We start from the raw sequence: 12,292 nt of genomic DNA on the forward strand, positions 1-12,292 counted from the left end.
GGGAGTTGAACGTGTCCGATAGCAGCCAGATTGCCGCGCTCGAAAGCCGCCTTGCCGATCTCGAAAAGCGCCTCACCGTCCGCGAGGACGAGCTTGATATCCGCAAGCTGCAGCACCTCTACGGCTACCTGATCGACAAGTGCATGTATAACGAGACGGTGGACCTGTTCACCGACGACGGCGAAGTGCGCTTCTTCGGCGGCGTCTGGAAGGGCAAGGAAGGCGTGCGCCGCCTCTACGTCGAACGCTTCCAGAAGCGCTTCACATACGGCAACAACGGCCCGATCGACGGCTTCCTGCTCGATCACCCGCAGCTGCAGGACATCATCAACGTCCAGCCCGGCGGCGAAATCGCCTTTGGTCGCGCGCGCTCGATGATGCAGGCAGGGCGCCACAAGGACTACGAAGGCGATGCCCCGCACCTCAAGGCGCGCCAGTGGTGGGAAGGCGGCATCTACGAGAACACCTACAAGAAGGTGGACGGCGTGTGGCGGATGCATATCCTCAACTACATGCCGATCTGGCACGCCGATTTCGAACACGGCTGGGCCCACACCCCGCACGAATACGTGCCGTTCCCCAAGGTCACCTATCCCGAAGATCCGACCGGCCCGGACGAGCTGATCAAGGACCACTGGCTGTGGCCCACGCACAAGCTCAACGCCTTCCACATGAAGCACCCGGTGACGGGCGAGGAAATGGTCGCCCAGCGCTGGCAGGGCGACATCGACCGCGAGAACGCGCGCGGCTAAACGAATGCTGGCGGGAGCCACTTCCTCCCGGCTCCCGTCGGCAGCACTGGAATGAAAATGACCACCTATCCCACGCTTCACATGATCATCGACGGCGAGCGCGTGAGCGGCGCAGGCCGGCGCACCCACGCCGTCGTCAATCCCGCCACGGGCGAGACCATTGGCGAACTGCCGCTGGCCGAAGCCGCCGATCTCGACCGCGCGCTCGAAGTCGCGGCGAAGGGCTTCCGCATCTGGCGGACCAGCACGCCCCAGCAGCGCGCCGCCGTGCTGCAAGGCGCAGCGCGCCTGATGATGGAGCGGCAGGAGGATCTCGCCCGCATCGCCACGATGGAAGAGGGCAAGACCCTTCCCGAGGCGCGGATCGAAGTCATGATGAACGTCGGCCTGTTCAACTTCTACGCGGGCGAAGTCTTCCGCATCTATGGCCGCACGCTCGTCCGCCCCGCCGGACAACGCAGCACCATCACGCACGAACCGGTCGGCCCCGTCGCCGCCTTTGCGCCATGGAACTTCCCGCTCGGCAATCCGGGACGCAAGCTTGGCGCGCCCATCGCCGCCGGATGCTCGGTCATCCTCAAGGCAGCGGAGGAAACGCCCGCCTCGGCGCTTGGCGTGCTCCAGTGCCTGCTCGATGCCGGGCTGCCAAAGGAAGTCGCGCAAGCCGTGTTCGGCGTGCCCGATGAAGTTAGCCGCCACCTGCTTGGCTCGCCCGTCATCCGCAAGCTGTCGTTCACCGGCTCGACCGTCGTCGGCAAGCACCTCATGCGCCTTGCCGCCGACAACATGCTGCGCACCACGATGGAACTGGGCGGCCACGGCCCGGTATTGATCTTCGGCGATGCCGATATCGACAAGGCCCTCGATACGATGGCCGCGTCGAAGTACCGCAATGCAGGCCAGGTCTGCGTCTCGCCCACCCGCTTCATCGTCGAGGAAAACGTCTTCGAACGCTTCCGCGATGGCTTTGCCGAGCGCGTGGGCCGGATCAAGGTCGGCAACGGTCTGGAAGACGGCTCGCAGATGGGTCCGATGGCCAACCCCCGCCGTCCCGAGGCAATGGACCGCCTGATCGGCGATGCCGTCACGCGCGGCGCACGCCTCCACACCGGCGGTGAGCGTATCGGCAACGCCGGGTACTTCTACGCCCCCACCGTCCTGTCCGAAGTCCCGCTCGATGCCACGATCATGAACGAGGAGCCCTTCGGCCCCGTCGCCCTGATCAACCCGTTCAGCGGCGAAGACGCGATGATCGCCGAAGCCAACCGTCTGCCTTATGGCCTCGCCGCCTACGCCTGGACCGACAGCGCCGCCCGCCAGAAGCGTCTCGCCCACGATATCGAGACCGGCATGCTCGGCCTCAACTCCACCATGATCGGCGGCGCGGATTCCCCCTTCGGCGGCGTCAAGTGGTCCGGCCACGGCGCCGAAGACGGCCCCGAAGGCGTCCTCGCCTGCATGGTCACCAAGGCCGTGCACGAGGGCTGAATTTCATTCCTCCCCGGCACGGGGAGGGGGACCATGCGAAGCATGGGGGAGGGGCACCTTCCGCAAGCGCTAGGTATGTGGCGAGGATCGGAGAGAAAATGACGCAAGAACTGAAAACTGGCGGGAGCCAAGGCTACCTGCGCATCGCCACCGAGGAAGCCTTCGCCACACGCGAGATCATCGACGTCTACTTGCGCATGATCCGCGATGGCACCGCCGACAAGGGCATGGTTTCGCTCTGGGGCTTCTATGCGCAATCGCCTTCGGAACGCGCGACACTTATCATGGATCGTCTGCTTGACCTTGGCGATCGCCGCATCGCCGACATGGATTCGACCGGCATTGACAAGGCAATCCTCGCGCTGACCTCGCCCGGGGTGCAACCACTGCTCGACGTCGAGGAAGCGAAAACCCTCGCCACCCGCGCCAACGACACACTCGCCGCCGCCTGCGAAAAGCATCCGGATCGCTACATTGGCATGGGCACCGTGGCCCCGCAGGACCCCGAATGGTCGGCCCGTGAAATCCATCGCGGCGCCAGGGAACTGGGCTTCAAGGGCATCCAGATCAACAGCCACACGCAAGGCCGCTATCTCGACGAGGAATTCTTCGACCCGATCTTCCGCGCCCTCGTCGAGGTTGACCAGCCGCTCTACATCCACCCCGCCACTTCGCCGGATTCGATGATCGGCCCGATGCTCGATGCCGGGCTCGATGGCGCGATCTTCGGCTTCGGCGTCGAGACGGGCATGCACCTGCTGCGCCTCATCACCATCGGCATCTTCGACAAGTACCCCAGCTTGCAGATCATGGTCGGCCACATGGGCGAAGCGCTGCCCTACTGGCTCTACCGCCTCGATTACATGCACCAGGCCGGCGTCCGCTCGCAGCGCTACGAGCGCATGAAGCCGCTCAAGAAGACCATCGCGGGCTACCTCCAGTCCAACGTCCTGGTCACCAATTCGGGCGTGGCGTGGGAACCGGCGATCAAGTTCTGCCAGCAGGTCATGGGCGAGGACCGCGTGATGTACGCGATGGACTACCCCTACCAGTACGTCGCCGACGAAGTCCGAGCGATGGACGCCATGGACATGAGCGCGGAAACCAAGAAGAAGTTCTTCCAGACGAATGCGGAGAAGTGGTTCAAGCTTTGACCCGCGCCCGGAGGGAGAGCCAATGACCACAGAACCGCGCCGTAGCCTGGCACCCGGCGCATGGTACGCGCTGATCCTCGTCGCGCTGACCAATGCGATGAGCCTGCTCGATCGCCAGATCCTCGCGATCCTCGCCCCGGCGATCAAGAAGGATCTGGCCATTGGCGATGCCGAGATGGGCCTGCTTTACGGCACCGTCTTCGCGCTGTTCTACGCGCTGTTCTCGCTTCCCGTGGGGCGCCTCGCGGATGGCTGGATCCGCACCCGCCTGCTGGCGATCAGCCTGCTGTTCTGGTCTGCTGCTACAGGCCTTGCAGGCTTTGCCAGCAGCTTCTCCATGCTCGCCCTGTCGCGCCTCGGCGTCGGCATCGGCGAGGCGGCAACGTCGCCTGCAGGCACCTCGCTGCTCTATGATTTCTGGCCCAAGCACCGGCGTGGCTTTGTCATGTCGGTCATGGCCTCGGCCATCGCGCTGGGCCTTGGCGGATCGCTGGTGCTGGGCGGCGTCGCTGCAGGCTGGTGGGATGCCCACCACGCCGCAGGAGGCCTCAAGGGCTGGCAGTTCGCCTTCCTCGTCGCCGCCACCCCCGGCTTCGTCCTCGCCGCGTTCCTGTGGTTTCTGAAGGAGCCCACGCGCGGCCAGATGGACGGCATCGAAACCGCGCCCGAAGCCAACCCCTTCCGCAAGAGCCTAGCCCTGCTCGGCTCGGTCACCCCCGGTTTCCACTGGATCGGCATGAAGGGCAGGGGCGCCAGCCCCGCCATGGTGCGCGGCAACCTGCTCGCGCTCGCGCTCATCGCGACTGCCGCTTACGCGCTCACGCAGCTCAGCAACGCGATCAGCCCCAAGCCTGCGATGGTACTCGGGGGCCTGTCGATCAATCCTCACGCCCTGCAATGGAGCGTGATCGGCCTCGGCGTCTTCGTCATCGTCAACCTGATGCAAGGGATGAAGCTCGGCGACGCGCAGGCCTTCCGCGTCATCTCGCGCTCGCCCACAGTGATGATGTGCATGGCGGTCGGCACGCTGCAGTCGGTGCTGAACTACGGCATGATGGCCTTCAACCCCAGCTTCCTGATCCGCAGCTACGGGTTGACGATGCAGGAGACCGCGCTGCAGTTCGGCCTGCTGTCGGCCGGCATGGGCATCGTCGGACCGCTCGTCTGGGGCCCGCTGTCCGACTGGCTGCAACAGCGCTTCCCCGGAGCAGGGCGCGCATGGGTGGCGCTCTTTGCCATGGGCATCTCGCCGATCATGTCGTTCTGGGTCTACTACGCCGCCGATCCCGGCAGCTTCTACGCCCGCTTCCTGATCTACAGCTTCATCCTCACCGGCTGGCTGCCCCCGCTCTATGCGATCATGTACGATCAGGTCCTGCCGCGCATGCGAGGCCTCACCTCCAGCCTCTATCTGCTGGTCATGACCATCCTTGGCATGGGCATCGGCCCTTACGTGGTGGGCCTCCTGTCAGACGCCACCGGCTCCCTGCGCACGGCGATGCTCTCGATCAACACCGTGGCGATCCCGATCGTGGTCCTGATGCTGATCATCGCCAAGCGCGCCGAGCGGGACGAGGCGGCATTGCTGGAGCGGGCTGCCTAGCATATCTGCGCCCCCGCGAAGGCGGGGGCCTCGTTGTTGTTGCGGAACGTGAGCGCAAACCGATGGAGACCCCCGCTTTCGCGGGGGTGCAAGGTTCGCTCAAGTCACCCGCCAGACCCACAGCTTGATCCCCAGCGGATAGCGCGCGCCCGAGCAAACGAAGATCGACCGGTTCATCCAGTCATACTTCCCCTTGGGCGCGATGAATTCGGGCACCGTGCGGAAGTAGTATTCCGCAGGATCGACCTCCTGCCCCGAAGCCAGCCGCTGCATGACCTCGGGAGGCCCGTGCCGCAGCCCGCGGTTGCGGATCTGGATCACCACCCCGTCATCGGTCTCCAGCGCATAGATCGCATCGGCCACGGTCACCCCGTCGGGCCGCATCACCTGCCAGTCCGCCGCATTGCCGATCAGCTTGCCCTTGATCAACGGCCCCTCGACACGCCCGCCGCCGACAATCGGAATGATCCGCCGCGTCCCGTCAAAAGTCTCGCCAATCGCCACCGGCGGCTCAAGTTCGCCCGTGGCCTCATAGACGAACTCGAGCCCAGGCTGGATCATGCCGCCAGGTCCTTTTCCAGCAGCCCGATCTCATCCGCGTTGGCCCAGTTGCCGTGCAGGCCGAAGCGCAGGCGGATGGGGATGTTGACGGTCGCCACCGGGCCTTTCTCGATGTCGAGCGCGTCGAAGATCAGCAGGTCGCTGCGGTGATCTTCAAGCCGGTTGCACACCTGCACGATCCAGCCATCGCCTTCGGGGGCATCCTTGGAGCGCGGCACGAAGCACGGCTCCTGAAGGCTCGACACCGGCCCGCACCACCAGTGCTGCTCGCGGCCCGTCTCGAAGTCCTTGTGGAACAGGCAGTTCATCAGCAGCCCGCCCGCGCTGCCGCCGCGCAGCTCCACCGGGCGCTTTACGTCCATCTCGAGGAACCAGCCGTAGCGTGTTTTCTGTCCGGTAAAGCGGTCGTCAATACGCGGGAATTCGCCCATCGTGTCCGATAGCTTTACGATCTCGGCAAAGTCCTCGCCGTTGCTGGCCATGTCCACCACCCAGTCGGTCGGGTAGCTCATCGCTTCCATGCCGTTGAACGGCGCGCCATGGACGTCGGGGAAGAACGGGAACATGTTGTTCTTCGCCTCGCAGGTCACGAAGTGGACCTTGGTGCCCTCCTGCCAGGCGTTGAGCACGTGGCTGGCAAAGCAGTTGTCACGGGTGAACCAGCGGATGTCCTCCTGTCGCACCCCGTCGCGGCGCGGGATGATGCCAAGGTGAACCGGCTTGGTCGTGTCGAAGCCGAAGTGCGGCATGCCCTTTTCCAGCCGCTCCCAGCTGCCGATCGAAGGCACGATGTGCAGCACGAGGTAATCCTCGGTAATGCCGAAATCGTGCATCATGCAGTAGTAGGGCACTTTGAACCAAACCTCGCGGATCAGGTCGCCTGTCGGGCTCACTTCCATGTAGGTCACGTCGTCGGTGCACAGTCCGCTCGCGGCATAGCCGATGGCGACCATGTTGCCGGTCACAGGGTCGACCTTGGGATGCGCGGTGAAGGTCTGGCCGGTCATCTTGCCGCCGAACTTCTCGAACCCGAAAGTCTCCATCGTCGCCGGGTCCATGACGAGGGCAGGGGAATCTTCCTTCATCGCCCAGAGCTTGCCGCCGAAGATGAAGGCATTGGTATTGGCTGTGGATCGGATCTCGCCCTTCACCGCGTCATCGTCGGTCAGCGGATTGCGATAGGCGCCGAAAAGGGCCTTTCCGGCGGCGTTTTCCAGCTTCCACTTGTCGGTCTTCGCCCAGCGCTGGCGGAAGTCCACCTGGCCGTCGTGGATGTGGAATCGGGTGATCATGCCGTCGCCATTGAAGGCGATGTCATCGGCCAGGCGCGGAGGAAACTGCGGGTCGGGCTGGACGCGATAGAATGCGCCGTTTAATCCTTGCGGAATCGTGCCCTCGTGCGCGAGGTCGGCAATGTCCGCCTCAATCCGCGATGGCGTGTTGAATCCCGTGAAGCTGGGGGTGTTCGGAAATTGAGCCATGGCATCCTCCTCGCGATATTGTATGTATTGCTAACAATTAGACAAGCGCATTCGTTGGGGGCAGGGCATTGATCAAGGACAAATTCGCCGACGCCATCGCGCCCGTCGGCCACACCGATGAGGATGACGTCGGCGCTATCAACGACATTCTCGGATTCCACATCCGCCTCGCGCACGGTGCGTGCCTTCGGCATTTCACCGAAACCTTCACCGATCTCGATCTCACGCAGAAGCAGGTCTCGGTGCTCTGGCTGGTCGACGATCATCCCGGCATCGCGCAGACCGATCTGGCGCAGCGCCTGCGCATGGACCGGGCCACGACGATGGCGATCATCAACCGCTTGCAGGCCAAGCACTTCCTGCGCCGGGACCGGTCGCCCAAGGATGGGCGCAAGCAGGCGCTGTTCCTTGAACCGCAGGGCGTCGAAATGCTCGCCCGTGCCAAGACGGCCATTGGCGAGCACGAAGCCTGGGTGAAAAGCCGCTTCACCGACAAGGAAGTGCGGCAGCTCATCGAACTGCTTTCCAGAATCCACGAATAAGTTATATCAGATAGCAATAAGCGTAACTGGAGAGGAATCGGGCCGCATGTCACAAACTCCGCGCGAGGTGATCGAGCAGACGCCAATGGGCGTTCGCCAGTGGATCGTGGTGGTCCTGATGGTGCTGTTGAACGCGCTTGACGGGTTTGACGTGCTGTCGAGCGCCTTTGCCGCGCCGGGGATCACCGCCGATTGGGGCATCGCTCGCCCGGCGCTGGGCGTGGTGCTTTCGGCCGAACTGATCGGCATGGGCTTCGGTTCGGTGCTCCTGGGCGGCGCGGCAGACCGATATGGCCGCAAGTTTACAATGCTTTTCTGTCTCGTGCTGATGGCGATCGGCATGTATCTGGCAAGCATCGCGGCGGCGGTTGAGCCGATGGTTGCCTACCGGTTCCTCACCGGCATCGGCATCGGCGGGATGCTCACCACCACCAACGCGGTTGTCGCCGAAAGCACCAACAGCCGTTGGCGCTCGGTCTCCATCGCGGTTTATGTGGCGGGCTATCCGCTGGGCGCGATCGTCGGCGGAATCGTGGCATCGGAATGGCTGCTACCCACGTTCAGCTGGCACGCCGTGTTCGTGTTCGGCGCGGTGGTGACCGCAGTTCTGATCCCCATCATTCTGGTGCTGGTGCCTGAAACGGCGGCCTATCTGGCGACGAAGCGCAATCTCGCGGGCGTGAACCGCACGCTCGCCGCTTTCGGCAAGCCTGCCATCGGCGATCTGCCGGCGATCGTGGCGAGCGCCGCCAAGCCGCGCGTAACCGATATCCTGTCCAACCCCAGACTGCGCCCGGTCACCCTGCTGTTATCGTTCGGCTACACATTCCACTGCATCACTTTCTATTACATCCTGAAGTTTGGTGTGCAGATCGTGTCCGATTATCCGCCGGGCTATCCTCCGGCGCAAGCGGCCACGGTGCTGACATACGCAAACATCGGCGGGTTCCTGGGCAGCGCGCTTTTCGGCTTCGTGATGGCGCGGTTGGGGGTCAGGTGGCCGACCGCGCTGATGTTGCTGATCGGCGCGATGATGGTGGCATGGTTCGGCACCGGGCGGGATACGCTGAATGCGTGGCAATGGGCGACGATGATCGCTGGTTTCTTCACCAATGCGGCGATCAGCGGCTATTATGCCGCCTTTGCGCGGGGCTTCCCGGCTTATGCGCGGGCCACCGGCACAGGTTTCGCGCTGGGCGTGGGGCGGCTGGGCGCTGCGGGAAGTCCGTTGCTGGCGGGCACCCTGTTTGGCTGGTTGGGAGACGACCAGTTGCTGACGGTGTCGATCATCATGGCGATGGGCTCGGTTGTCAGCCTCGCGCTGTTTCTGATGCTGCCCGAGCGCGATGGCGACGACGTGATGGCGGAACAGCCTGCCGCATAGGATCACTTCAGGATCTTTGACCGGATCGGAGCGGACGGAATGCGCGTGACCCAAAGCCTCGTTTCGCCCCTCGTTTGCATGGCCTTGTGGTGGGGGAGTTGCGGGGGAGTTGCCGCAGAGTCCCCCAAGAGTTCGCGAGAGTTGGAAAGTTCCTCTCCGTTGGTCTGGGACGGCCACAATGACGTCCCGGAACAGCTCCGCGAACGCCGCAAGGACGTGCTGGAAGGCTTTGATTTCAACGACTCACGTGCCGCGGGCATGATGACCGACCTGCCGCGCCTGCGGGCTGGAGGCGTCGGCGCGCAGTTCTGGTCGGTCTATGTCTCGGCCGATCTGCCTGAGCCGATGGCGGTCCAGGCAACGCTCGAACAGATCGATGTGATGAAACGCCTGATCGCGCGGCACCCGGCTGAGATGCAGTTCTGCACCGATACGGCCTGCGTCGAAAAAGCGTGGAAATCAAAGAAGATAGCCTCGCTCATCGGCATGGAAGGCGGCCATTCCATCGGCGGCTCGCTGGGTGTCCTGCGCCAGATGTATGGCCTCGGCGCGCGCTACATGACGCTGACGCATTTCAGGAACAACGCCTGGGCCGATAGCGCCACCGACGCCCCGGAACACGACGGCCTGACGCCGTTCGGAGTGCAGGTTGTCAAGGAAATGCAAAGGCTTGGCATGCTCGTGGACCTCGCCCACGTCAGCGAGGCGACGATGCGTGACGTGCTTGCGCTGGGTGGTCCGCCGCCGATCGTAAGCCATTCGAATGCAAGGGCAATCAACCACCATTCCCGCAATGTCTCGGACGAGACCCTGCGCCAGATCGGCGCGGCGGGCGGGATCGTCATGGTCAACTTCTATCCGCCCTATGTCGTTGAAGCAGCACGACAATGGAGTGCTGCCCGCGATGCAGAGGCCGCGCGGGCCAAGGCGCTCAATCGCGGCGATCCCGAGGCTGAGAAAGCGGCGATGGCGGCATGGGACAAGGCCAACCCGATGCCGCGCGGCAGCGTCCGCGATGTCGCCGATCATATTGATCACATTGCGAAATTCATCGGCGCGGACCACGTCGGCTTCGGCGGTGATCTCGATGGCGTGGAAGCAACAGTGGCGGGTATGGAAGACGTCTCGACCTACCCCGCGCTTTTCGCCGAACTCGCCCGGCGCGGCTGGTCGAAGGGCGATCTCGCCAAGCTTGCCAGCGGCAACATGATGCGCGTGATGAAGGCGGCAGAGGTCTATGCGGCGGCGCATCGCGCTGATCTGCCGCAGGAAAGCCCGACGACGTTCTGACGTTTCATTCTGCCAGCGCATTCCCTCTCGACGCCCTCGGACGGCGCGGGTTAGATAGTTCGGTTGAATAACAATCCATACGGAGAGCAGCCTTGTTTACCCATACCTTCCTCGGCACCAATGACATTGAAAAGTCACGCAAGTTCTACACCGCGGTGATGGAAACGCTCGGCCACACCACCGCCGTTCCGCTGCCGCACGGCACCGCATTCCCCTCGGCCAATGGCTCGCTGATCGTGGCCAGGCCCGGCAATGGCGAGCCGCACACCGTCTCGAACGGCTACACGCTTGGCTTCAAGGCTGCGGATTCCTCGGTGGTCGATGCCTGGCACGCAGCGGGCCTTGCCAATGGCGGCACTTGCGAGGGTGAGCCCGGCGTGCGCGTCAATGCGCCCGGTCAGCAGTACGGCGCCTATCTGCGCGATCCTGATGGCAACAAGATCTGCGCCTTCGCGCCCAATCCCAACGCCTGAGTGTTGAGAGGTCATGGACCCCGGCCTTCGCCGGGGTGACGGCCAAGTTATTGATGATCTGTAACTTTTTGTCGTCCCGGCGCAGGCCGGGACCCATTGCCTCTGAGCCAAGACCTACAGATCGGTAATCCCGTAAGGCACCAGATCGCGCGCGTGGGGATCGACCACGATCGCGCGGTCGCTTGGCGGGAAGGCGCGCTGGTCGCACTTGTCGCGCGGGCAGATGCGGCAGGAGATGCCGATGCGGGTGACCGCTTCGGGCCGGGCCAGATTGATCCCGTCGGCATAGATGAACTCGTCGGCCAGTGCTGCCTCGCAACCCAACGCCACGGCATAGCGGCGCGGCGGGCGGTAGTAGCTGCCCGAGGGCTTCACCAGCCCCTTGGCAATCGAGACATAGCGCACGCCATCGGGCATTTCGGCGGCCTGCACGTGGATGCGATCGGGAATCGCCACGGCTTCGTGCACCACCCATAGCGGGCAGGCGCCGCCAAAGCGGGCGAACTGCAGGCGGGTGGCGGAGTGACGCTTGGTGATGTTGCCCGCCATGTCCACCCGGCAGAAAAACATCGGAATTCCGCGCGCCTGCGGGCGTTGCAGCGTCGAGAGACGGTGGCAGACCTGCTCGAAACTGGCGCCGAACAGCTGGCGCAGCTGGTCGATATCGTGGCGCAACTCGCGCGCGCGGGCCCGGAACCATTCGTAGGGCATGATCAGCGCGCCGGCCGCATAGTTGCCGAGCCCGACGGTGAGCAACTGGCGCGCGGCATCGGACTGCAGCGTCGCCTCGCTGACGATGGCGGCGATTTCCTCGCGCAGGCCCTCGGCGGCGAGCTGGTAGGCCATCTGGAAGCGGCCGGATTCGATGGGCTGGTTGGGATCGAGGGTGAGGCGGCGCGCTTCGGGATCGAACCTGCGCATCGCGCCGCCGCTGACTTGCTCCACCGCGATGCCCCGGCTTTCCAGCCATACCGCCATCTGGCCCATGGTAGGCGACATGCCGGTGCCCGAAAGGCGCACGGCAAGGCGTTCGGCGGCGCGATCTATGCTGTCGACGTAGTTGTTGGCGTGGTGGAACCAGTCGCGCACTTCCTCCCACGGGAGGCGGCCGCCGGAAATGCTGTCCGATCCCAGCGCCTCGTCAATCGCCTCGAGCCGCTGGACCGAGCGGCGGTGCTGGTCCCACAGCCGGGCGAATGCCTGCGCGAAGGCGGGGTACTGCTCGGCCACACGCTCGACCTGATCGCCCGGCAGCATCTGGCCGAGCATCGGATCGGCGGTGGCATCGCGCAGGGCGGAGAGCACCGGTTCCACGCGGTCGGCGGCGAAATCCTGCCATTCGACCGGGAAGCTCTGCTGCAAACGGTCGGTCAGCGCCGGGGTGAGCGGGCGTTCGTCGTTCTCGATCTGCGAGAGATACGAGGCACTGATGCCGAGCAGGGCCGCCATCTCACCCTGGCGCAGCTTGCGCGCGGTGCGCAGGCCTTTGAGCTGTTCGCCCGCAAAGAGGCGGCGTCTGGCCATTTCTGTCGGTCCTGTTTTGCAAAGTGATCCTTCGCAAGTT

The 12,292-nt window shown here is 64.3% G+C and carries 11 protein-coding genes; 8 read left to right on the forward strand and 3 right to left on the reverse strand.

The genetic code is table 11. The features are described from left to right. Nucleotides 1-11 precede the first annotated feature (11 nt). The 4 genes from ACZ1JW_RS09710 (at nt 12) to ACZ1JW_RS09725 (ending at nt 4,997) form a co-directional block, all read left to right on the forward strand. The gene (locus ACZ1JW_RS09710; protein ID WP_465123768.1) at nt 12-752 is read left to right on the forward strand and encodes a nuclear transport factor 2 family protein; all 741 of its coding nucleotides are present in this window, start codon (nt 12-14) and stop codon (nt 750-752) included. A 57-nt stretch (nt 753-809) separates the two neighbouring features. Continuing rightward, nucleotides 810-2,240 (forward strand): NAD-dependent succinate-semialdehyde dehydrogenase, encoded by a 1,431-nt coding sequence (locus ACZ1JW_RS09715; protein WP_465140420.1) that lies wholly within the window; start codon nt 810-812, stop codon nt 2,238-2,240. 98 nt (nt 2,241-2,338) lie between these two features. Then, nucleotides 2,339-3,394, forward strand: a complete 1,056-nt coding sequence (locus tag ACZ1JW_RS09720) for an amidohydrolase family protein (RefSeq protein ID WP_465140421.1) — start codon at nt 2,339-2,341, stop codon at nt 3,392-3,394. A 22-nt stretch (nt 3,395-3,416) separates the two neighbouring features. Further along, a complete protein-coding gene (locus ACZ1JW_RS09725) occupies nt 3,417-4,997 on the forward strand; it encodes an MFS transporter (protein WP_465140422.1) in 1,581 nt (526 codons plus the stop codon). A 99-nt stretch (nt 4,998-5,096) separates the two neighbouring features. Here the strand turns inward: ACZ1JW_RS09725 and ACZ1JW_RS09730 are convergent, their stop codons facing one another. Together ACZ1JW_RS09730 and ACZ1JW_RS09735 are read right to left on the reverse strand one after the other, a co-directional pair. Continuing rightward, nucleotides 5,097-5,558 (reverse strand): DUF3237 domain-containing protein, encoded by a 462-nt coding sequence (locus ACZ1JW_RS09730; RefSeq protein ID WP_465140423.1) that lies wholly within the window; start codon nt 5,556-5,558, stop codon nt 5,097-5,099. After that, nucleotides 5,555-7,039, reverse strand: coding sequence for a carotenoid oxygenase family protein (locus ACZ1JW_RS09735; RefSeq protein ID WP_465140424.1), 1,485 nt, complete (start codon nt 7,037-7,039; stop codon nt 5,555-5,557). The genes ACZ1JW_RS09730 and ACZ1JW_RS09735 overlap by 4 nt, the downstream gene beginning before the upstream one ends. Nucleotides 7,040-7,107: 68 nt before the next feature. Between ACZ1JW_RS09735 and ACZ1JW_RS09740 the strand changes: the two genes are divergently transcribed. The 4 genes from ACZ1JW_RS09740 to ACZ1JW_RS09755 all read left to right on the forward strand — a co-directional run bounded on the left by ACZ1JW_RS09740 (nt 7,108) and on the right by ACZ1JW_RS09755 (nt 10,728). Continuing rightward, nucleotides 7,108-7,581 carry a MarR family winged helix-turn-helix transcriptional regulator gene (locus ACZ1JW_RS09740; RefSeq protein WP_465123762.1) on the forward strand — a complete coding sequence of 158 codons (474 nt, stop codon included), beginning with the start codon at nt 7,108-7,110 and terminating at the stop codon, nt 7,579-7,581. A gap of 46 nt (nt 7,582-7,627) precedes the next feature. After that, nucleotides 7,628-8,965, forward strand: coding sequence for an MFS transporter (locus ACZ1JW_RS09745; protein ID WP_465140425.1), 1,338 nt, complete (start codon nt 7,628-7,630; stop codon nt 8,963-8,965). Nucleotides 8,966-9,106: 141 nt separating this feature from the next. Continuing rightward, the gene (locus ACZ1JW_RS09750) at nt 9,107-10,255 is read left to right on the forward strand and encodes a dipeptidase (protein ID WP_465140426.1); all 1,149 of its coding nucleotides are present in this window, start codon (nt 9,107-9,109) and stop codon (nt 10,253-10,255) included. A gap of 92 nt (nt 10,256-10,347) precedes the next feature. Beyond that, complete coding sequence (locus tag ACZ1JW_RS09755; protein WP_465123759.1) at nt 10,348-10,728, forward strand: VOC family protein; 381 nt, start codon at nt 10,348-10,350, stop codon at nt 10,726-10,728. A 114-nt stretch (nt 10,729-10,842) separates the two neighbouring features. Here the strand turns inward: ACZ1JW_RS09755 and ACZ1JW_RS09760 are convergent, their stop codons facing one another. Further along, nucleotides 10,843-12,252, reverse strand: a complete 1,410-nt coding sequence (locus tag ACZ1JW_RS09760) for a helix-turn-helix domain-containing protein (protein WP_465140427.1) — start codon at nt 12,250-12,252, stop codon at nt 10,843-10,845. Nucleotides 12,253-12,292: the final 40 nt, after the last annotated feature.

Source organism: Novosphingobium sp. BL-A-28-Hi1-0D, assembly GCF_055521755.1.